Origin of the sequence: Streptomyces sp. NPDC058464, assembly GCF_042721035.1 — a bacterium.
GTDB lineage: Bacteria > Actinomycetota > Actinomycetes > Streptomycetales > Streptomycetaceae > Streptomyces.
Genome location: NZ_JBHXMA010000002.1, coordinates 255,306 through 274,035, shown reverse-complemented (window position 1 = coordinate 274,035; position 18,730 = coordinate 255,306). Strand labels below are relative to the sequence as shown.

Here is an 18,730-nt window from a genome sequence, read left to right as displayed (position 1 = left end):
TACGAGTCCGTTTCCTAGGTGAATCCAAGGGAGTTCACCGAGCGGTGCACGGATTCTCCTTTCCGGGGTCGAATACACCCCGGAAATGGGAATCCGGCGATCACCTGGTTTTCCCTCCGTCCCCGTGGAATCGGGTCGAGGCCGCCCCGCGTACCGACAGCCGCAGCATCACCGGGCCCGCAAGCGCGGCCGCTCCGCCCGCGACGAGGACTCCGAGCAGCACCCAGCGGATCAGCCCGAGCACCTCCGACGGGGTGTGGCCGCCGGACTGGGCCACGTTCTGCTGGGCCGGGGCGGTCTCGCTCGGGGCGCTGGAGGGCTGTGCGGTGTCCGACGCGTCGGGGCCGGTCGCGGCGCCCGAGGTCCCGGCGGAGTCGCCGCCGGTGCCGCCGGCCGCGCCGCCGGCCGCCGCGCCGCCGCTGCCGGTGCCGCTCAGGTCGCCGCCGCCTCCGGACGTCCCGCCGGACGACTCGTCCGCGTTCGGCGCACCCTTCTCCAGCTTGTCGGCGGCCTGTTCCGCCTGTGTACGCAGGGCGGCGGGCAACGGGGCGTAGCCATAGGGCAGTTCGCCCTTCGCGGTGCCCTGGGTCTGCCCCGCGCCGGCCGCGTAGCGCATCACCTTGGCGTAGTCCTGCCGGGCGTCCTTGGCCTGGTCGAGCGAGGACGCCGCGTAGACCACGGCGGTCAGCGGGTAGGCGCCGTCCCTCATCTTCCCGGGGTCGGGCGCCTTGACGCCGGCCACGTCCGAGTCGGGCATCTCGGCGACCGCCTTGAGCAGGGACTCGTCGGTCGGCGTGACGTAGGCGCCGTCGGCGTTCGCCAGGGCGGCGGCGCCCAGTTGGTAGCGCACCGCGGACGCGTTGTCCACCACACCGAACTGGCGCTGCCTCGTCGGGATCGGCCGGCCCACCGGCGTCAGTTTCGGCACGTCGGCGGTGAGCGTGCAGTCGTATGCGGTGCCGATGTCACCGCGGCGCACCTTCAGGGCCCCGTCGTGCATGTCGTTGACATAGGGGACGACGTCCAGCCCGGTGTAGGTGGTCGTGGTGGTGTTGCCGCCCCCGCAGTCCGTCGTGGTGGGCGCGATGTCGGCCTTGGGGAAGAAGTCCAGGGATTCCGAGACCACCCCGTCCTCGTACGAGGGGTTGACCTTCATTCCCCAGGGATCCGCTTTCCCTTCGATGAATTCCTTCGCGTCCTTGTCCGCCAGAATGTATTTCCATACCAGGTTGGCGGAGTCGGTGTTGGCCACGGTCACGGCCAGACCCAGTGGGGCGTTGGTGGCCGCCTGGCCCGCAAGGCCGGGATTGAGCTGGAGGAATTCAGGGTCCTTGACGACGGAATCCGGGTTGCCGGAGAGATAGTCGGGCACCTTGTTGCCGGGCTTGACCAGGCTGAGGGGGTAGGACTGGGTGAGTACCTTGGCCAGCAGTCTCTGGTTGAGCTTCAGCTCCGTCAGCGGCCGGCTGCCGCCTGTCGCGTCGTACATCCAGACGAAGCCGATCGTCAGCCCCGTCACCGCGACCGGCGCGTGCACCACCTGCGCCGCCCCGTCGACCGGCTCGACGGGATCCACCGTCATGGCGAGCCCCGCCAGCTCGTCACCCGAGGTCACGGCGTCCCGCGCCTGCTGCTCACCGGACTGGGTGTAGTTGAAGCGGTAGGTGCCGGTCCTGCACAGCGCGCCCTGCCACGACGTGATGGCGTCGGTGGCCAGTTCGGAACCCATGATCCCGCGCTCGGGCTTGTCCGCGTCGCAGTTGTCCGTGACCGGCGCGAAGCCGAGCCGGAACACGATGCGCTGGTCCCAGTTCGACTGGCTGATCGAGGAGGTGACCTGGTCGCCCCCGACATGTGTCCGCCCGTTGGGGTCGTGGGTACCGCGGGGCACGACCACCAGCCAGCACGGCTGGATTCCGCCGGCCGAGGTGGTGCGGGCGCCGCAGCCCAGTGCCGGTTGCTCCACCGCCGACTTCAGCTCGAACGAGATGTCGCCGCCGCCGTCCCCGTCGTTCGGCATGAACGGGTCGGCGTTGGTGTCCCCGTCGGTGAAGTACGTGGTGTCGGTGGGGCCCGTGGTGGGGTCCCCCTGTCCGTCCACCGGCCGGAACGGCACGTAGTGGGTGCCGTTCTTGTCGACCGGGGTCGTGGAATCGGCTTCCAGCGGGTCGTGGCCCGAGGTGTCGCCCCGGTACACGGCCCGGCCGTCCCCCTTCTGCCCGCCGGCCGCCAGTCCGAACTCGCACTGCGTACGGTCCGGTCCGGAGTCCGCGTCCCCCCAGCACTGCATGATCGACAGGAAGTTCGTCTCGACGTTGCCGGACGGCTCCCCGCCCGTCCACGTCACCCGCACGCCCTGCCCGGCCAGGTCCTTCGTCTGGTGCACGGTGACCTTGAGGTTCGAGAAGTCGTCCCCGTACACCCCCTCCGCCCCGCTCTTGGTCACCGCCGAACTCTCCGCTGTGGCCGCCTGCGCCTGATCCGCCCCCTTGGACAGCGGCAGCACCGCCAGCACCAGCGCGGACACCAGGCACCCCACCCCCGCGGTCACCCGCCGCCGGCCGGGAGACATCCCTGTCGTCAGCCGTCTTCTCATCACAGCTCCCCCTTACGACGGCTCGAACGTCCCGCGAGCAGCCGCGCGGTGAGCGGTGGTCCCACGACCACCGCGACGAGCAGGACGGCGGAGAGGGCCATCAGGGCGCCGCGCATCCCGAGGCTGTTGTCGGAGGCGAGGGCGACGGGGTTGGCGGCCACGTTCGTGTCGCCGGTGCTCGCCCCGTCGCCGCTGACCACCTCGCCGGTGTCGGGGTCGACGGTGCCGCCCGAGGTGCCGCCGGCGGCAGCACTGGCGCTCGCGTCGGGCTTGCCGTCACCGTTGGTGTCCGTACCGCCCGTGCCGCTGCCGCCCGTCGCGGAGGAACCGCCGGTCGACGAGCCGCCGGACGACGAACCGGAGCCGCCGGAGGAGTTACCGCCGGTCGCGCCCGGCTTCACCGGGGTGTCGGTGCCCGCCGCGCCGGCCGTGCCGGTGGTGCACTGCGTCGTCCCCTTCTTGTCGCAGGACTTGGGGTACGGGGCGTTCTTGATCAGGGTGTTGACCCCGCCGGAGAAGGTGGGGTTGCGGCAGGTGTTGATGTTGATGCTGCCGGTGGGCGCGCCGGGGACCTTGCGGAGCTGGTCGAAGCCCGCCTCGACGAGGTTCTTCGGCAGCGGCGAGTAGCCGAGCTCGTCGGCCTGCTGCTGGCCGTCGCAGAGGAAGTAACGGCCGAACGTGCCCAGCGAGTTGCCCTTGGCGGCGGTGAAGCCGGACTCCGCCTTGGTCGGCAGGATCATGTAGCTGTAGCTGGACAGCGGGTAGGTGCGGGCGTCCGGGTTGGCGTAGACGCCGTCGAGGATCTGGGTGAGGTAGTTGACCGACGACTTGTTCTCGTTGATCTCGGCCTTGGTCAGCGCCACCGCGACGCTCGCGGCGGTCGGCTCGACGTAGTAGTTGTCCTTGTTGAGCACCTTGGCCACCGGGAAGCCGGTGTTCTTGGCGTAGGAGTACTCGACGTAGGTGATGGCGCCCTCGCCGGAGGGCTGGCGGACGTGGCCGGAGACGCCGAGCGAGCCGGACTTGGCGATCATCGTGGAGCCGCTGAGCAGCGGGTAGTTGGAGGTCATGCCGCAGTTGCCGCTGCCGCGGCCGGTGCGCGAGCAGTAGTCGGCCCACAGGGAGCCGTACTGCTTCGACATCCACATCGTGAACTGGGCGCTGGTGCCGGAGCCGTCGGAGCGGACGACCGGGACGATCGCGCGGGCCGGCATGGTCAGGCCCGGGTTGTCCGCGGCGATCGCGGGGTCGTTCCAGCGGGTGATCCTCCCGGTGAAGATCTTGGTGACGACGTCCCCGGACAGCCGGAGGTTGGTCACCATCTTCCCGTTGATCTTGAGGTTGTACATGAACGCCGTACCGCCGGCCACGATCGGCATGTAGGCGTAGCCACGGCTGGGCGGCGTGTCGGTGACGCCCTGTTCCTTGAGGCCGTAGGGGATCTCGGAGACCGCGAAGTCGACGGTGTTGTTCTTGAACTGCTCGCGGCCCTGGGAGGAGCCGTTGGCCGTGAAGTTGACCGTCATGCCGTAGTTGGCCTTGACGTTGCGGACCCACTGCTGGACGGCGTTGGAGCTCCAGGTCGAACCGGAGCCGGTGATCTTGGCGTAGGAGGCCGCCGCGGCGGGCGGCGGCTGGACGGCGAGCAGGGCGCACAGCAGTGACAGCACGGTGGCCGCCAGACGGAAACGAGTGGCGGGTTTCACGACGGACTCCCGGATTCGGTAGGGGTGTTGACGACGAGGTCGGCCGTCCGGCGCCCGGCGAATCGACGCGCGTCACGCCGGGACGCGAGGACGCGCCGGTGTTCCTGGCGGCGCGTGAGGTGGCCGGGGCCGCGGCCGCCGAGGATGCGGGCGGCGACGAACAGCAGCAGCACCAGCGCCATGAGCAGGGCCGCCGTGCCGAAGCCGCGCGAGATCATGTTCGGCTCGGGCGACTTGACGAACTCGAAGGTGACCAGCGGCAGGGAGACCATCGGGTCGTGGAGCGGGTTGAGGTTGAGCTCGTTGGTGAAGCCGGCGGTCAGCAGGACCGGCGAGGTCTCGCCGATGCCGCGCGCGGTGCCGAGGATCACCGCGGTCGTCAGACCCGAGCGGCAGGTCGGCAGGACCACGTGCCAGACCGTGCGCCAGCGGCTCGTCCCCATCGCGTAACTGGCCTCGCGCAGGGTGCCGGGGACCAGCCGGATGACGACGTCGGCGGCCCTGATGATGATCGGCAGCATCATCACCGAGAGGGCGAGACCGGCGGCGAGGCCCGACTGGTCGAGCCCCAGGCCCAGGATCACCGTCGCGTAGATGAACAGACCGGCGACGACCGACGGCAGCGCCGTCATCGCCTCGACGATGGTGCGCACGAACCGGGCGTAGGCGCCGGGCACCTCGTTGAGGAACACCGCGCAGACCAGCCCGGCCGGCACGGTGATCAGCAGCGCGATCGTGATCATGATCAGGGTGCCGGCCGCCGCGTGCAGCGCCCCGCCCACACTGAGCGGCTGCAGCGGTCCGGCCAGCTCCATGCTCTGGGTGAAGAAGTTCAGGTGCACCAGTGCCTTGCGGCCCTGAATGAGCGCGTAGCACACGACGAACGCGAGGATCACGACGAGCAGCAGCCCCATCGACCGTACGACCGCCGCCGCGATCCGGTCGACGATCGCGGGCCCGTCCTCGTCGAAGGAGACCAGCAGCGCGTAGACCAGCAGGAAGAGGCAGTACGCGATGACGACGAAGCCGACGACGCCGTTGAACGGCAGCAGCCAGTGGAACAGCAGCCAGGTCATCGACAGCGCGGCGGTGGCGGCTCCGGCGATGGCGTACAGGTCCGTGGCGTGCAGCTGCGTCAGGGCGCGCCGGCGCTCACCGGCCGGGTCGGCGCCGCGGGCCGGGCCCGGCAGCGTGGTGCCCGGGCGTCCGGCCGCCTGACGCGCGCCGGGCGCTTCGGGGGCAACGGTCATGGTCGCTCATTCCTGTGTGGCGTGACGGACTTGCGGGCGCCGTGGGACTGGAGACGGGGCTGGGGCTGGGGCTGGGGCTGGGGCTCTCAGGCGTCGCTCGTCGCGCCCGAGCGGGACCGGGCGACGATGGACGAGGCGGCGAAGTTGACGATCAGCGTCATGACGAACAGCGAGAAGCCGGCCGCCATCAGCGCGGACATGCTGAACTGGCTCGCCTCGCCGTACCGCAGGGCGATCAGCGAGGAGACCGAGCTGGTGCCGGACTGCAGGATGTGCCACTGGACCTGGAAGGTCACCGAGATGATCATGAAGACGGCGATCGTCTCGCCCAGGGCGCGGCCGAGCCCGAGCATCGTGCCGCCGATCATCCCGCCGCGCCCGAAGGGCAGCACCACGCTGCGGATCATGCCCCAGCGGGTGGCGCCGAGCGCGTAGGCGCCCTCGCGTTCACCGGCGGGCGCCTGGGAGAAGACCTCGCGCATGATCGAGCAGATGATGGGCGCGATCATCATGCCGACGACCAGTCCCGCGATGAACGTCGAGGACGTGTAGATGCTCTCGGGCGCGAGCGGGTCGTCGGGGTCGGCGCCCTGTACGTCGAAGACGGGGATCCAGCCGAGGTAGGTGGAGATCCAGCGGGCGATCGGCAGGACCTTGTCCTGGAGGAAGAAGACGCCCCACAGGCCGTAGACCACGGACGGTACGGCGGCCATCAGGTCGACGACGCTGATCAGTGTCCGGCGCAGCCGCGGCGAGGCGTACTCGGAGATGTACAGCGCGGCGCCGGTGGCGAGCGGCACGGCCACGAGCACCGCGACGGTCGCGATCAGGATGGTCCCGACGATGACGGCGGCGATGCCGAACTTCCCGTTGCCGGGCTCCCATTCGGCGGTGGTCAGGAAGGACCAGCCGGCCTTGTCCAGCGCCAGCCAGGCCCGGTAGAGCAGGAAGCCGCCGACGAGCAGCATCACGGCCAGCACGAGACCGCCGCCCGAGCGCAGCACCGAGCGGAACACCCGGTCGGGCAGCCCGGGATCGGCGTACAGGCGTCTTCGGACGTCGGGATCGCCGGCGTCGGTGGAGCCAGCACCCGCGATCACGGGCTGCGGCTGTCTGGTTCTTCTCAGCGAAGGCACGGTCCCGACACTCCGTGCCAGCGGTTGACATGCCCATCCCGAGGTGTGAACTACGGGTTCCCTAAGGGCAACATCGGCCTCGCCCGCACGGGCACATCTCACCCCCGACCAGGGTCCCTTCAGGCCCGGTTGACGTGCGGATCAGCCCTGGCTCACTCGCCCCATAACTCGGGCCCGGCATATACCAGTTCGGCGATCGTCGCGCGGAACCGGTCGTAGGACGCACGGCAGGTGGCATGCCTCTCGTACGTCCGCGCGGAGCCCGCCAGATGACGGCCGGACTCGTCCCAGACCACCCACACCCAGCCGCCGCCGTCGGAACCGTGCTGCACTCCGCCCCCGGTACGGGAGTGCAACGCGCACATGCGATGAAACGCGGCACGACATCGGGCATGGCTGTCGTGCGCGGTGAGCGAGACCGCCACCGATCTCCCGTTCGGCGCCACCAGCCGCCAGCCGAACCTGCCCTGCCCGTCGATGTCCACCTGGCATCTCATGCCCGCTGCCCCGGCGGCAGGTCTTGCCGCCCTCTCGGACCGCTCCATGTCCCACCCCCGCCGCCCAATAGGTAAGTAAAATCCGCAGGTACGGCACTCTGGGGCGGCAGCAGCAATCTACTGAGACGCGGGTGACGGCGCCCGGACAAAACTGACTGCCGAGGCCACGCTTCATGTAGAGGTATCCCCTAGGTAACCCGTAGGCAAGACACGGAGAAAGCGCTCCCACTCGGACCGGGACAACGTTGCCAATTGGGGCGGCGGCTCCTCGGGCCTCCTCAGGCCTCCTCAGGCCTCCTCCAGGAACGCCGAGACCGCCTCGCGGCCCGCGGCACGCGAGCACCACGCGATCGGGCCGGAGCCGCCGCCCGGGCCTCGGGCTCGACCGCGGTCCTCGGGGGCCGCTGGTCTTCCGGTTCGGCCCGTCAAGCGCGGTCGTGGAGGGTGACCTGGTAGCCGTCGGGGTCGGCGAAGGTGAAGGTCCGGCCGAACGGGCCGTCGATCGGCGCGGAGACGACGGTCCGGCCGTCGGCGACGAGAGCGTCGTGAATGGCCTGGACGCCTGTGGCGTGGAGCCAGATCGCGACACCGATGCCGGGCTGGGCAGCGGATGCGAGATCGGTGCCGGGAACGACGTCGCGAAGTGCGAACGCGATCGGCTTCGTCTCGAACACGACGGCGTGCGGAGGTCCCGCCTGGGAGCGCACGAGGCCGAGGTACTGCTCGTAGAACGCCTGCGAAGCGTCGAGGTCGCGCACCTGGAGCGAGACGAAGTCGGGGCCGGTGACGGGCATGGTGATGCTCCTTGTCCTTCGTGTCAGTATCCTGACACGGAGAACCTATGTCAAAATACTGACATGAGTAAAGACGGCGCCGGCGTCGACCTGGAGACGTCACTGGGCTACCTGCTGAAAGAGGCGTCGAGCGTGCTCCGCGCGGCCATGGAGGAGGTGCTGCGGCCGCTCGGGATGAGCGTGACGCACTACTCCTGCCTCGAGTTGCTGGCCCAGCGACCGGGCTTGTCGAACTCCGAGCTCGCGCGGGGCGCGTTCGTGACACGGCAGTCGATGAACGTACTGCTCCAGGCCCTGGAACGAGACGGCTACGTGACCAGGCCCGCGGAGGCACCCGTCGGGAAGGCCCTTCCCACGCGGCTCACGCCCAGCGGCCGACGGAGCCTGGAGAAGGCCTCCGCAGCGGTCCGGTCCGTCGAGGTGCGCATGCTGGCCGGCATGACCGAGACCGAGCAGTCGGACGCGTTCCGGACCCTGCAGAGCATGATCCGCTCCCTGCGCCACGGCAACGACGGGGCATAGCCCGCTCCCCGGCACACGTCCCGCCGCGCCCGGACCGGAGTGCAGGCGACATCGAGAACGGACGGAGGCCGGCTGCGCCTTCCGCCGCGATGAGCCGCATGAGACCGCGTGGCGACGAGCCCGGCAGACCGTCGAGTCGACGCCGAGCAGGATCGGCCTTCGCGCCGGACCCTAGCCCGCGACCCGCAGAAGAAGCTTCCCCGTGCTCGTCCGCGCGCCCATCAGGCGGTGTGCCTCCGCCGCCTCCTCCAGGGCGAACTCGGCCGTGACCGGCAGGGTCACCGTGCCGTCCACCGCCTTCGCGAAGGCCCGGGCGGACAGCTCCCGCAGCACATCCGGCGCGGTCTGGGCCAGCGTCAGGATGGAGAAACCGGCGACCGACAGGCCTCGCGGGTACAGCTCCGCCTGGCCCACCGTCCAGGCCGGTTCACCGCCGGCGTTGCCGTAGGAGACCAGGCGGCCGAAGCGGGCCAGGGAGGAGAGGCTCGCGCGCAGGGTCGTGCCGCCGACGGGGTCGAGGGCGAGGTCGACGCCCCGGCCCCCGGTGGCCTCCCGGAGCGGCTCCTCGAAGTCGCCGACGAAGACCTCGTCGTAGCCGTGGTCCCGTGCGTAGGCGGCCTTCGCCGCGCTCGACACCACGCCGTACACGGCAGCCGCGCCCGCCGCCTTCGCCAGTTGCCCGGCCGCCGTGCCGACCCCGCCCGCCGCACCCTGCACGAGGACGGTCTCGCCGGGCTGGAGGCGCCCGACGGTGTGGACGAGGGCGTATGCCGTCGGCAGGACGGACGGGAGGGTGGCTCCGGTGCGCAGGTCGGTCCCGGCCGACAGCGGGAAGACCATCGCCGCCTCGGTCACGGCCACGTCCGCGTAGGCGCCGCCCTGGGTCAGCGCGGCCACCTCCTGGCCGACGGCGAGGCCCGTGACCCCGGCACCGAGGGCCCTGACCCGGCCCGAGACCTCCAGCCCCGGACGGAACGGCAGCCCCGGCACGCGGTAGCCCTCCGCACGCGCCTTGAGGTCGGCGAAGTTCACGCCCGCGTACGCCACGTCGATGCTCACCTCACCGGGGCCCGGCTCGGGGACCTCCGCCTCCACGCCCTTCAGGACCTCAGGACCGCCGTATTCCTGCAACTCGACCGCGCGCACGGCACACACCTCTCGACAAGTGTTCAACGTCAATCGAACACTCGGGAGTGTATGGTTTTCATCGAACACTCGGCAAGCGGAAACACGGCGAAGAGGAGGACGGCATGGCCGGCACGAGCCACCGGGCCGCCCCCGAGCACACCCACCCCGACGAGGTACCGGTCCTCACCGTGCTCGCCGCCCTCGCCGACCCGGTACGCCTCACGCTCGTCCGTGAGCTGGCCGCCAGCGCCGAGTGGTCCCGCAGCTGCGGCAGCTTCGACGTGCCCGTCGGCAAGGCCGCCCTCAGCCATCACTTCTCCGTGCTGCGGGCAGCCGGTCTCGTCGAACAGCGCGACGAGGGACCGCGCCGCGTCAACCGCCTGCGGCGAACGGAGTTCGAGACCCGCTTCCCGGGACTGCTCGACCTGGCCCTGCGACCGGAGCCGGATCTGTAGGTCCGGGCAGGAGGACGCCCGTCACGGTCATCCTCCCTTCCCGCCCACCTCGAACCAGAGCGGCTTCCCGGCACCGCGCTCCAGCGGACCGTCCCCGAGGGCCAGACCGCCCCATCGATCGGCGTACTCCGCCACCAGACACAGCCCACGCCCGCCCTCCGCATCCTCCGGCGCGGGCGGCACCCGGTTCCAGGGCGGTTCGCCGAAGGGGGCGGGGACATGCGGATGACCGTCCCAGACCCCGACCCGCAGCCGCCCGTCCGCGAGCGCGGCGAGGCGAGGCGAGGCGCAACGAAACGGGTCCACCGCTGTGCAGATAGGCATTGGTGACGAGTTCGGACGTCAACAGCTCTACGGCATCCAGGACTTCACCTCTGCCGAGTACCGGATCTCCCACAGGATCAAGCGTCAGGCCATCCTCCACCGCGAGCAGCCGCCGTCGTACACGGCGATCGTCCACGAGGCCGCTCTGCGCATGCAGTTCGGCGGCCGCGAGGTGGCCAGGGCCCAACTGCAGCACCTCGCCGAGATCAGCAAGCACCCCACCGTCAGCCTCCGGGTGATCCCCTTCGACGGCACCTCGTTCCCCACGACAGGCCACGCCGTCGACTACTTCCACGGCCCGTTGCCCGCCCTCGACACCGTCGAGGTGGACACCGCACACGGCAGCGAACTCGTCGATGGAGCAGGGCGATTGGAGATGTACCGGCTCGTCCTGGACCGTATGGAGGCCGTCGCTCTGAAAACAGCCCCGTCGCTCGACCTCGTCCACCGCATCGCCCAAGACATCTGAGAGACGAACCATGACCGAACCGACTTGGCAGAAGTCGACCCACAGTGAACAAGGCTCCGCCTGCGTCGAGATAGCCCCCGGCCCTACCGCGATCCACATACGGGACTCCAAACACCCCTCCGGCCCCCACCTCACCCTCCGGCCCGCCTCCTGGGCGAACTTCGTCGCGCACGCGGCGCAACCGGGCAGCTGAGCGCAGGGCAGTTGGTCCTCGTCACTGCAGGGCCAGCCTCGTCAGCCAGGGGTGTCCGGGATGTGCGCGCCTCAGCCAGCCGCCGAGAGCTTCGCGCCGCGCCTGACTCAGCAGCGGCAGCACCCCGTCGAAATCAGCTTGATCCTTGGGCCGAGGGTCCTTCGCCTTGAACAGCAGCACCAACTCCGGGACCAGGTAGGGGATGCCGTCCACCGTCCGGTCGATGATCGCGTCGTACGGCAGCCGCAGGCTCTCGTCCCGCCTGCAGATCCAGGTCCCGCCCTCGTGCGGCTCACGGAAGACGTCGAAGAGGAACTGGCCGCTCGCCGGGTCCCGTACCCATGTCTGATGCGTCGCCGCGAGTGCCTCCTCTCCTGCCGCGGCCCAGACACGCCCTGAGCCCACCGCGTCGAACACGTACTCGGGGAAGCGGTCACGTACCTCCGCCAGCCCTGCCACAGGAACGGCGATCTCCAGATCGCCGTGGAGCCGCGACTGCCCGCCACGGAAGAAGTCCAGGGCCCACCCGGCCGCAACACACCAGGGCACGCCGACCCCGCCCAAGCGGGCCGCGACCTGTTCCGGCCGCCACGGGTCCGCCCAGCGGGCGGCCAGTTCGCCAGCGTCGAGAACGGCGCCGCCGGGTGGCAGGGAATCGGGCATCAGCACAACCTACCGCCGCGCATCACAAGATCCTTCATGCCGGATCGACGGAAGCGTGATCACTCGTCCGTGCGATGACGCGACAGTGAGTTTCGAAGTAATTTCAAAGACATGGGCGTCGAGAGTGCAGCAGTGAACTTCTCCGAGCTGGTGAACAAGAACAAGCAGACGCTTGCCCGGCTCAAGGATTCACCGAGGCTGCTCCTGCACCGCAGAGACGGTGAGGACCTGGTTCTCACCACCGCCGCGCGGGCCGAGCAGGACCAGACCGTGGTGTCCGCGGCCACCCGGATGCTGGCCGCGATGGCGCGCCGGGAGCCCGGCAGCACGGAACTGCTCCTCGACATACTGCCGGACGCCTTCCCCTGGGTCCGCTTCCTGCCCGAGCCCGACCTCCACGCCTTCGCCGTCGAACTGGTCGACACCATGCGCGCCGCCGACTCGGTCGGCAACAGTGCCGCCGTCGCCCAGTTGCTCATCGCCTGGCAGCACACCGCCGAGGTCTACTCCGACCCCGAGCTGCTGGCCGCACTGACCAGGGATCACGGCGAGGACTACGGCCCGGTACCGGACCCTCGGGACATCGCATGACCGCGGGCCGCGGTGACCGCGCCGCACCTCCGGCACCAGAGGGCCACCGGGAAGTACGGTTCGCCGACGCGGCCTCCGCCAAGGGACGGGAGAGCCTCGCCCAACAGACCCGTGAGAACACCTACCGCGCCTGGATCACCATGCGCACGAACCCCGGACCGGTCACCGAGACTCCCCGGCACCACCGCCTCAAGGGCTGGCTCTTGCTGGTGCGGGTACGTGCCATGACGTCGTCCAGGGTCACGGAGCCGACCCCCTGCTCCCGCAGCACCTCGGCGGCCCCGCGACGATCCGGCGCCGGGTGGCCTCCCCCTTGGCCGTCAGTTCCTTGCCCCGCATCGCCCGACCGACCTCCGCGCAGTGGACCGTACAGTCCATTCTGTGGGCTCAGCCGGCGAAGAGGGTGCTGGCCAGGGCCACGCTGACGACGGTGCCGCCGATGATGCTCAGCAGGGCGTTGCGGCGCCACAGGTGCAGTCCGACGGTGACGGCCAACGCGGCCAGGGGCGCGGTCACGCGGGGCTCGGTCAGCGGCAGGTCACGCAGGCAGTACACGAACAGGATGACCATCACACCGGCGGGCATCCGGGCGCCCAGGTAGCGCACGGTCCTGCTGGCCCGCAGCGCGGCCAGGGCGGTGAAGGGCAGCGCGCGCAGCGCCCAGGTGACGGCGGCCGAGACGCCGACGGCCATGAGCAGGTAGCGGGTGTCAGGCACGGGACTCCTCCTTGCGGCTCCGGACCAGCAGCGCGGCGGTGAAGAGGGTGAACGCGGCCAGCAACATCTGTCCGGGCAGGACCAGCCGCGCGACCAGGGCGCTGAGCAGCGCGAGGACGGGGGTGGGCAGGTCGCCGCGCCGCTCCCGGACGGCGTCCAGGGCGAGTACGGCGAACAGCGCGGTCATCGCGAAGTCCATCCCGGTGACGCCGTCGGGCACCACCGAACCGAGCAGGGCACCGAGGGTGGCGCCGCCGACCCAGTACGACTGCATGAACAACTGCAGCCAGAGGATGCGGGCGCCGGACCAGGACCGGGCCCGTTCACCGGCGGTCAGGGCGTACGCCTCGTCGGTCAGCGCGAACGTGCCGTACGCCTTTCCGAGCGGCCCCCGCACGCGGTCGAGGGGGAAGGACAGCGCGTAGAACACGTGCCGGACGTTGACCAGGAACGCGGTCAGCGCGACCGTCGTCAGCGGGGTGACCGCGACGGCCAGACCCACCAGCAGGAACTCGAACGAGCCGGCGTAGATGACGGCGGTGAACAGGCTCGCGCACCACCAGGGCAGGCCGGCGTGGGTGATGAGCACCCCGAAGGCGAGGCCCAGCGGGAGCAGGGCGAGCCCCACGGAGGCGGAGTCCCTGAGAGCGGCGAGGGCCTCCGAGCGGGTGGCGGTCGAGGGCGGCGCGGCCAAAACCGTATGCATGCTGAAATTTTAGGAGGATTGTCGCCACATATGGTTTCCAATAATTCCCGTAAGCTGATGGCATGGGAAATGAAATGCACCTGGATGCCATCGACCGGGAAATTTTGTTTCACCTGCGCCAGGACGGCCGCCTGACCAACGTCGAGCTGGCCAAGCGGGTCGGCCTCACCCCGCCGCCGTGCCTGCGCCGGCTGAAGCGGCTGGAGGACGCCGGGGTCATCACCGGCTACCGCGCCGTGATCGACCCGAAGGCCGTCGGCCGGGGCCTGGAAGTCATGATCGACATCGAGGTCTCCGCGAACGACCTCAAAACCATCGAGACGCTGGAGGAGACGCTCTCCTCCTACGACGAGGTCATCGAGTTCCGCCGGATGTACGGGCGCCCCGACTACTTCCTCCGCGTCGCCGTGGCCGACGACGCGGCGTACAACGCCTTCCTCACCGGCAAACTCACCGGCCTCCCCGGCATCCTCCGCGTCGAGTCCCACCTGACGATGAAGAAGATCAAGACCGACGACTGACCCCCTGGGGGCGCCGGGGGTACCCCCGGCCGAAGGCTGGGGGAGGAACTGCGCGAACAACCCCCACCGGGCCGCACCCGACCACCAGCCCACACCCCCACCACCTCAGGGGCGCCGGGGGCACCCCCGGCCGAAGGCTGGGGGAGGAACTGCGCAAACACCCCACCGGGCCGCACCCGAGCAACCACCCGCACCCCCACCACGGCCCTACCCCACCACCAGCAGAATCGCCAGCAACACCGCCCCCGCCACCGCCGGCGCAGCCACCTCGTACGCCCACCGCACCGTGATCTCGCCCTGCGCCGACTCCGCCGGCCCTCTGCTCTCCAGCATCTCCCGCAGGTCGTCCATGACCTTGTCGGTCTCCGCGCGCACCGACCCGGTCGCATGCTCGGGCTCGATCTGCCCCCCGAACCCGCCGGACGCACCGAACCCGCCGAAGCCGCCGAGCCCGCGCCCGGCGCCCCCCGCCCCCGACCGCCCGCGCTGCGCGGCCGCCTGCGCCTTCGCCTGCCGGCGCGCCGCCTTCTTGCGGTTCCGCAGGGACACCGGGATCGCCCACAGCTGGTACTTCGCACCGGACTTGACGATCACCTCGTTCGAGTAACCGGACCGCAGGGAGGCGATCTCCCCCCACGGCAGCGTGATCACCCGGAACGGGTTCCGTACCCGCAGCCGGTCCTCGCCCGCGAACACCGCGGGGCGCAGGGTGAAGGCGACGACCAGCGGCACGATGAGGATGAGCGCGGCGAGGGCCAGCCAGGGGGTACGGCCGTGTCCCCGGAGCAGCGCGTCGATGCCGAGCCAGCCGACGATGGCGAGCAGCAGGACACCACCGATCAGCGCCTGGGGCGAGCGGTAGATGCGGTCCTTGACGAGGGGCGTGGTCATAGCGCCGATTCTGCACCAGACGTTCGCATCGGCGCCGTGGGGGCGGCACGACCGTACGCGGGTGCCGGTGGTCCGTGGCTGGTCGCGCCCACGCGGCGGAGCCGCACATCGATCCAGCCCCGCGCCCCTTCGGGGCGCTTGCCCACCCGCCCTCGAGAAGAACCGCTCCCTCGGGGTGTACAGCCGCTACGCGCGTAGATATGCTCGGCTGGTGACCATGCCCACCACCGCACCCCACGCACTTGCTGACGTCACCGCGTCCGACAGCACGCTGCGCCGCTTCCTTCACGGGCTGCCCGGCGTCGACGCGGTCGGCCTGGAGGCGCGTGCCGCCTCGCTCGGCACCCGTTCCATCAAGACCACCGCGAAGGCGTACGCCATCGACCTCGCCATCTCGATGGTCGACCTGACGACCCTGGAAGGCGCGGACACCCCGGGCAAGGTCCGGGCGCTCGGCGCCAAGGCGGTCCACCCGGACCCGACGGACCGTACGACCCCGGCCACGGCCGCCGTCTGCGTCTACCCCGACATGGTGGCCGTCGCCAAGGACGCCGTCGCCGGCTCGTCCGTCAAGGTCGCGTCCGTCGCCACCGCCTTCCCGGCCGGCCGCGCCGCACTCGACGTCAAGCTCGCCGACGTACGCGACGCGGTGAGCGCCGGTGCCGACGAGATCGACATGGTCATCGACCGCGGCGCCTTCCTCGCCGGCAACTACATGAAGGTGTACGACGAGATCACCGCCGTGAAGGAGGCCTCGGGCGCCGCCCGTGTGAAGGTCATCTTCGAGACCGGCGAGCTGTCGACGTACGACAACATCCGGCGGGCGTCCTGGCTGGGCATGCTCGCGGGCGCCGACTTCATCAAGACGTCGACGGGCAAGGTCGCCGTCAACGCCACCCCGGCGAACACCCTCCTCATGCTGGAGGCCGTGCGCGACTTCCGGGCGCAGACCGGCGTCCAGGTCGGCGTCAAGCCCGCCGGCGGCATCCGGACCAGCAAGGACGCGATCAAGTTCCTCGTCCTGGTGAACGAGACCGCCGGCGCGGACTGGCTGGACAACCACTGGTTCCGCTTCGGCGCCTCCTCGCTCCTGAACGACCTGCTCATGCAGCGTCAGAAGCTGGCCACCGGCCGCTACTCCGGCCCCGACTACGTGACGGTGGACTGATCACCATGGCCAAGGAAAAGATGACCACCGCATTCGAGTACGCACCGGCGCCCGAGTCCCGCTCCGTCGTCGACATCGCCCCCTCCTACGGCCTCTTCATCGACGGCGAGTTCACGGAGGCCGCCGACGGCAAGGTCTTCAAGACCGTCAGCCCGAGCACCGAGGAAGTGCTGTCCGAGGTCGCCCGGGCCGGTGCCGAGGACGTCGAGCGGGCCGTGAAGGCCGCCCGCAAGGCCTTCGAGAAGTGGTCCGCGCTGCCGGGCTCCGAGCGCGCCAAGTACCTCTTCCGCATCGCCCGCATCATCCAGGAGCGCAGCCGCGAGCTGGCCGTCCTGGAGACGCTGGACAACGGCAAGCCGATCAAGGAGACGCGCGACGCCGACCTGCCCCTGGTCGCCGCGCACTTCTTCTACTACGCGGGCTGGGCCGACAAGCTCGACCACGCAGGCTTCGGGTCGAACCCCCGGCCGCTCGGCGTGGCGGGCCAGGTCATTCCCTGGAACTTCCCCCTCCTCATGCTGGCGTGGAAGATCGCTCCCGCGCTCGCCACCGGCAACACCGTCGTCCTCAAGCCCGCCGAGACGACCCCCCTCTCCGCGCTCTTCTTCGCGGACATCTGCCGCCAGGCGGGCCTGCCCAAGGGCGTCGTCAACATCCTCCCCGGCTACGGCGACGCGGGCGCCGCGCTCGTCGCCCACCCCGACGTGAACAAGGTCGCCTTCACCGGCTCCACCGCCGTCGGCAAGGAGATCGCGCGCACGGTCGCGGGCACCCGCAAGAAGCTCACCCTCGAACTGGGCGGCAAAGGCGCCAACATCGTCTTCGACGACGCCCCGATCGACCAGGCCGTGGAGGGGATCGTCACCGGGATCTTCTTCAACCAGGGGCAGGTCTGCTGCGCGGGCTCCCGCCTCCTCGTCCAGGAGTCCATCCACGACGAGCTGCTCGACTCCCTCAAGCGCCGCCTGTCCACCCTCCGCCTCGGCGACCCGCTGGACAAGAACACCGACATCGGCGCGATCAACTCCGCCGAGCAGCTGGCCCGCATCACCACCCTCGCCGCCCAGGGCGAGGCCGAGGGCGCCGAGCGCTGGTCCCCCGCCTGCGAACTCCCGTCCGCCGGCTACTGGTTCGCCCCGACGCTCTTCACGAACGTCACCCAGGCGCACACCATCGCCCGCGACGAGATCTTCGGCCCGGTCCTGTCGGTCCTGACGTTCCGCACCCCGGACGAAGCCGTCGCCAAGGCGAACAACACGCAGTACGGCCTCTCCGCCGGCATCTGGACCGAGAAGGGGTCCCGGATCCTGGCCGTCGCGAACAAGCTGCGCGCCGGCGTCGTCTGGTCCAACACGTTCAACAAGTTCGACCCGACCTCGCCGTTCGGCGGTTACAAGGAGTCGGGCTTCGGCCGCGAGGGCGGTCGCCACGGCCTGGAGGCGTACCTCGATGTCTGATCGCAGCAGTGACCGTCTGAGCGTCTTCAAGACCTACAAGCTGTACGTCGGCGGGAAGTTCCCGCGTTCCGAGAGCGGCCGGGTGTACGAGGTGACGACGAAGCCATCAGCCGCTGACGCGGCGGGGAAGGGCAACTGGCTGGCCAACGCACCGCTTGCCAGCCGCAAGGACGCCCGGGACGCGGTCGTGGCCGCGCGCAAGGCGTTCGGCGGCTGGGCGGGGGCCACGGCCTACAACCGCGGCCAGGTCCTCTACCGCGTCGCGGAGATGCTGGAGGGCCGCCGGGACCAGTTCGTGCGCGAGGTCGCGGACGCCGAGGGCCTCGGCAAGTCCAAGGCCGCCGCGGTCGTGGACGCGACGATCGACCGCTGGGTCTGGTACGCGGGCTGGACCGACAAGATCGCCCAGGTGGTCGGCGGCGGCAACCCGGTCGCGGGCCCGTTCTTCAACCTCTCCTCCCCCGAGCCGACGGGCGTGGTCGCGGTCCTGGCACCGCAGGAGTCGTCCTTCCTGGGCCTGGTGAGCGTCGTGGCCCCCGTGATCGCCACCGGCAACACGGCCGTCGTCGTCGCGAGTGAGAAGTCCCCACTCCCGGCCCTCTCCCTCGCCGAGGTCCTCGCCACCTCCGACGTCCCCGGCGGCGTCGTCAACGTCCTCTCCGGCCGTACGGCCGAGATCGCGGCGCCCCTGGCGTCCCACCAGGACGTCAACGCCATCGACCTCGCGGGCGCCGACGAGGTGCTGGCGAAGGAGCTGGAGATCTCGGCGGCCGACAACCTGAAGCGCGTCCTGCGTCCACAGCCTGTGGACGACTGGACGGCGACACCGGGTCTCGACCGCCTGACGGCGTTCCTGGAGACGAAGACGGTCTGGCACCCGACGGGTTCGCTGGGCGCGTCCGGTTCTTCGTACTGATCCACCCCTCCGAGTAGGGAACTGCGGGCC

21 protein-coding genes and 1 pseudogene are annotated in these 18,730 nt (G+C 70.4%); 9 read left to right on the top strand and 13 right to left on the bottom strand.

The window, feature by feature from the left end; genetic code table 11:
* Positions 1-100: 100 nt before the first annotated feature.
* The 6 genes from ACFWPQ_RS04250 to ACFWPQ_RS04225 all read right to left on the bottom strand — a co-directional run bounded on the left by ACFWPQ_RS04250 (position 101) and on the right by ACFWPQ_RS04225 (position 7,979).
* Entirely contained in the window at positions 101-2,596 is a 2,496-nt protein-coding gene (locus tag ACFWPQ_RS04250) for a hypothetical protein (protein ID WP_384029758.1), read from the bottom strand.
* A complete protein-coding gene (gene pstS, locus ACFWPQ_RS04245) occupies positions 2,596-4,302 on the bottom strand; it encodes a phosphate ABC transporter substrate-binding protein PstS (protein ID WP_384029756.1) in 1,707 nt (568 codons plus the stop codon). The genes ACFWPQ_RS04250 and pstS overlap by 1 nt, the downstream gene beginning before the upstream one ends.
* Positions 4,299-5,552, bottom strand: a complete 1,254-nt coding sequence (gene pstA / locus ACFWPQ_RS04240; RefSeq protein WP_384029754.1) for a phosphate ABC transporter permease PstA — start codon at positions 5,550-5,552, stop codon at positions 4,299-4,301. Before pstA ends, pstS begins: the two co-directional genes overlap by 4 nt.
* Positions 5,553-5,638: 86 nt before the next feature.
* Positions 5,639-6,652 carry a phosphate ABC transporter permease subunit PstC gene (gene pstC, locus ACFWPQ_RS04235; RefSeq protein WP_384029752.1) on the bottom strand — a complete coding sequence of 338 codons (1,014 nt, stop codon included), beginning with the start codon at positions 6,650-6,652 and terminating at the stop codon, positions 5,639-5,641.
* 188 nt (positions 6,653-6,840) lie between these two features.
* A complete protein-coding gene (locus ACFWPQ_RS04230) occupies positions 6,841-7,185 on the bottom strand; it encodes a hypothetical protein (protein ID WP_384029750.1) in 345 nt (114 codons plus the stop codon).
* A 425-nt stretch (positions 7,186-7,610) separates the two neighbouring features.
* Complete coding sequence (locus tag ACFWPQ_RS04225; RefSeq protein WP_384029748.1) at positions 7,611-7,979, bottom strand: VOC family protein; 369 nt, start codon at positions 7,977-7,979, stop codon at positions 7,611-7,613.
* Positions 7,980-8,042: 63 nt separating this feature from the next.
* Here ACFWPQ_RS04225 and ACFWPQ_RS04220 point away from each other — a divergent pair, with 63 nt between their 5' ends.
* A complete protein-coding gene (locus ACFWPQ_RS04220) occupies positions 8,043-8,501 on the top strand; it encodes a MarR family winged helix-turn-helix transcriptional regulator (protein ID WP_384029746.1) in 459 nt (152 codons plus the stop codon).
* A gap of 171 nt (positions 8,502-8,672) precedes the next feature.
* On the opposite strand, the gene ACFWPQ_RS04215 is transcribed toward ACFWPQ_RS04220, so the two are convergent.
* A complete protein-coding gene (locus ACFWPQ_RS04215; protein ID WP_384029744.1) occupies positions 8,673-9,647 on the bottom strand; it encodes a zinc-binding alcohol dehydrogenase family protein in 975 nt (324 codons plus the stop codon).
* Positions 9,648-9,751: 104 nt separating this feature from the next.
* Here ACFWPQ_RS04215 and ACFWPQ_RS04210 point away from each other — a divergent pair, with 104 nt between their 5' ends.
* On the top strand, positions 9,752-10,084 hold the full coding sequence (locus ACFWPQ_RS04210) for an ArsR/SmtB family transcription factor (protein ID WP_384029742.1): 333 nt from the start codon (positions 9,752-9,754) through the stop codon (positions 10,082-10,084).
* A 27-nt stretch (positions 10,085-10,111) separates the two neighbouring features.
* Here the strand turns inward: ACFWPQ_RS04210 and ACFWPQ_RS04205 are convergent, their stop codons facing one another.
* On the bottom strand, positions 10,112-10,390 hold the full coding sequence (locus tag ACFWPQ_RS04205; protein WP_384029740.1) for an ATP-binding protein: 279 nt from the start codon (positions 10,388-10,390) through the stop codon (positions 10,112-10,114).
* 4 nt (positions 10,391-10,394) lie between these two features.
* On the opposite strand from ACFWPQ_RS04205, the gene ACFWPQ_RS04200 reads away from it, so the two are divergent.
* Together ACFWPQ_RS04200 and ACFWPQ_RS04195 are read left to right on the top strand one after the other, a co-directional pair.
* Complete coding sequence (locus tag ACFWPQ_RS04200) at positions 10,395-10,877, top strand: DUF5753 domain-containing protein (protein ID WP_384029738.1); 483 nt, start codon at positions 10,395-10,397, stop codon at positions 10,875-10,877.
* 10 nt (positions 10,878-10,887) lie between these two features.
* The gene (locus ACFWPQ_RS04195; RefSeq protein WP_384029736.1) at positions 10,888-11,070 is read left to right on the top strand and encodes a DUF397 domain-containing protein; all 183 of its coding nucleotides are present in this window, start codon (positions 10,888-10,890) and stop codon (positions 11,068-11,070) included.
* A 21-nt stretch (positions 11,071-11,091) separates the two neighbouring features.
* Here the strand turns inward: ACFWPQ_RS04195 and ACFWPQ_RS04190 are convergent, their stop codons facing one another.
* Positions 11,092-11,733 carry a nucleotidyltransferase domain-containing protein gene (locus ACFWPQ_RS04190; RefSeq protein ID WP_384029734.1) on the bottom strand — a complete coding sequence of 214 codons (642 nt, stop codon included), beginning with the start codon at positions 11,731-11,733 and terminating at the stop codon, positions 11,092-11,094.
* Positions 11,734-11,844: 111 nt separating this feature from the next.
* Here ACFWPQ_RS04190 and ACFWPQ_RS04185 point away from each other — a divergent pair, with 111 nt between their 5' ends.
* Entirely contained in the window at positions 11,845-12,324 is a 480-nt protein-coding gene (locus ACFWPQ_RS04185) for a hypothetical protein (RefSeq protein ID WP_384029732.1), read from the top strand.
* Positions 12,325-12,520: 196 nt separating this feature from the next.
* On the opposite strand, the pseudogene ACFWPQ_RS04180 reads toward ACFWPQ_RS04185, so the two are convergent.
* From ACFWPQ_RS04180 to ACFWPQ_RS04170, 3 genes and pseudogenes are all read right to left on the bottom strand, one after another.
* Positions 12,521-12,663 (bottom strand): annotated as a pseudogene (locus ACFWPQ_RS04180) (TetR/AcrR family transcriptional regulator); the annotation flags it as partial.
* A gap of 48 nt (positions 12,664-12,711) precedes the next feature.
* The gene (locus ACFWPQ_RS04175) at positions 12,712-13,041 is read right to left on the bottom strand and encodes a branched-chain amino acid transporter permease (RefSeq protein ID WP_384029730.1); all 330 of its coding nucleotides are present in this window, start codon (positions 13,039-13,041) and stop codon (positions 12,712-12,714) included.
* Positions 13,034-13,747, bottom strand: a complete 714-nt coding sequence (locus ACFWPQ_RS04170) for an AzlC family ABC transporter permease (RefSeq protein ID WP_384029727.1) — start codon at positions 13,745-13,747, stop codon at positions 13,034-13,036. Before ACFWPQ_RS04170 ends, ACFWPQ_RS04175 begins: the two co-directional genes overlap by 8 nt.
* A gap of 62 nt (positions 13,748-13,809) precedes the next feature.
* On the opposite strand from ACFWPQ_RS04170, the gene ACFWPQ_RS04165 reads away from it, so the two are divergent.
* Positions 13,810-14,268, top strand: coding sequence for an Lrp/AsnC family transcriptional regulator (locus tag ACFWPQ_RS04165; protein WP_384029725.1), 459 nt, complete (start codon positions 13,810-13,812; stop codon positions 14,266-14,268).
* A gap of 207 nt (positions 14,269-14,475) precedes the next feature.
* Here the strand turns inward: ACFWPQ_RS04165 and ACFWPQ_RS04160 are convergent, their stop codons facing one another.
* Positions 14,476-15,159 (bottom strand): PH domain-containing protein, encoded by a 684-nt coding sequence (locus ACFWPQ_RS04160; RefSeq protein WP_384029722.1) that lies wholly within the window; start codon positions 15,157-15,159, stop codon positions 14,476-14,478.
* Positions 15,160-15,376: 217 nt separating this feature from the next.
* Here ACFWPQ_RS04160 and deoC point away from each other — a divergent pair, with 217 nt between their 5' ends.
* The 3 genes from deoC to ACFWPQ_RS04145 are packed head-to-tail and all read left to right on the top strand — an operon-like array spanning position 15,377 to position 18,700.
* On the top strand, positions 15,377-16,327 hold the full coding sequence (deoC, locus tag ACFWPQ_RS04155; RefSeq protein ID WP_384030082.1) for a deoxyribose-phosphate aldolase: 951 nt from the start codon (positions 15,377-15,379) through the stop codon (positions 16,325-16,327).
* A 20-nt stretch (positions 16,328-16,347) separates the two neighbouring features.
* Positions 16,348-17,784, top strand: a complete 1,437-nt coding sequence (locus tag ACFWPQ_RS04150) for an aldehyde dehydrogenase family protein (RefSeq protein WP_384029720.1) — start codon at positions 16,348-16,350, stop codon at positions 17,782-17,784.
* Positions 17,777-18,700 (top strand): aldehyde dehydrogenase family protein, encoded by a 924-nt coding sequence (locus tag ACFWPQ_RS04145; RefSeq protein ID WP_384029718.1) that lies wholly within the window; start codon positions 17,777-17,779, stop codon positions 18,698-18,700. Before ACFWPQ_RS04150 ends, ACFWPQ_RS04145 begins: the two co-directional genes overlap by 8 nt.
* The last annotated feature ends 30 nt before the right edge of the window (positions 18,701-18,730 follow it).

Coding starts and splice junctions, on each gene's coding strand:
- ACFWPQ_RS04185 (WP_384029732.1), top strand. CDS start 11,845: ATGGGCGTCGAGAGTGCAGCAGTGAACTTCTCCGAGCTGGTGAACAAG.
- ACFWPQ_RS04230 (WP_384029750.1), bottom strand. CDS start 7,185: ATGAGATGCCAGGTGGACATCGACGGGCAGGGCAGGTTCGGCTGGCGG.
- ACFWPQ_RS04150 (WP_384029720.1), top strand. CDS start 16,348: ATGACCACCGCATTCGAGTACGCACCGGCGCCCGAGTCCCGCTCCGTC.
- pstA (WP_384029754.1), bottom strand. CDS start 5,552: ATGACCGTTGCCCCCGAAGCGCCCGGCGCGCGTCAGGCGGCCGGACGC.
- ACFWPQ_RS04225 (WP_384029748.1), bottom strand. CDS start 7,979: ATGCCCGTCACCGGCCCCGACTTCGTCTCGCTCCAGGTGCGCGACCTC.
- ACFWPQ_RS04250 (WP_384029758.1), bottom strand. CDS start 2,596: ATGAGAAGACGGCTGACGACAGGGATGTCTCCCGGCCGGCGGCGGGTG.
- ACFWPQ_RS04145 (WP_384029718.1), top strand. CDS start 17,777: ATGTCTGATCGCAGCAGTGACCGTCTGAGCGTCTTCAAGACCTACAAG.
- ACFWPQ_RS04165 (WP_384029725.1), top strand. CDS start 13,810: ATGGGAAATGAAATGCACCTGGATGCCATCGACCGGGAAATTTTGTTT.
- ACFWPQ_RS04220 (WP_384029746.1), top strand. CDS start 8,043: ATGAGTAAAGACGGCGCCGGCGTCGACCTGGAGACGTCACTGGGCTAC.
- ACFWPQ_RS04210 (WP_384029742.1), top strand. CDS start 9,752: ATGGCCGGCACGAGCCACCGGGCCGCCCCCGAGCACACCCACCCCGAC.
- ACFWPQ_RS04195 (WP_384029736.1), top strand. CDS start 10,888: ATGACCGAACCGACTTGGCAGAAGTCGACCCACAGTGAACAAGGCTCC.
- ACFWPQ_RS04160 (WP_384029722.1), bottom strand. CDS start 15,159: ATGACCACGCCCCTCGTCAAGGACCGCATCTACCGCTCGCCCCAGGCG.
- ACFWPQ_RS04190 (WP_384029734.1), bottom strand. CDS start 11,733: ATGCCCGATTCCCTGCCACCCGGCGGCGCCGTTCTCGACGCTGGCGAA.
- ACFWPQ_RS04170 (WP_384029727.1), bottom strand. CDS start 13,747: ATGCATACGGTTTTGGCCGCGCCGCCCTCGACCGCCACCCGCTCGGAG.
- deoC (WP_384030082.1), top strand. CDS start 15,377: ATGCCCACCACCGCACCCCACGCACTTGCTGACGTCACCGCGTCCGAC.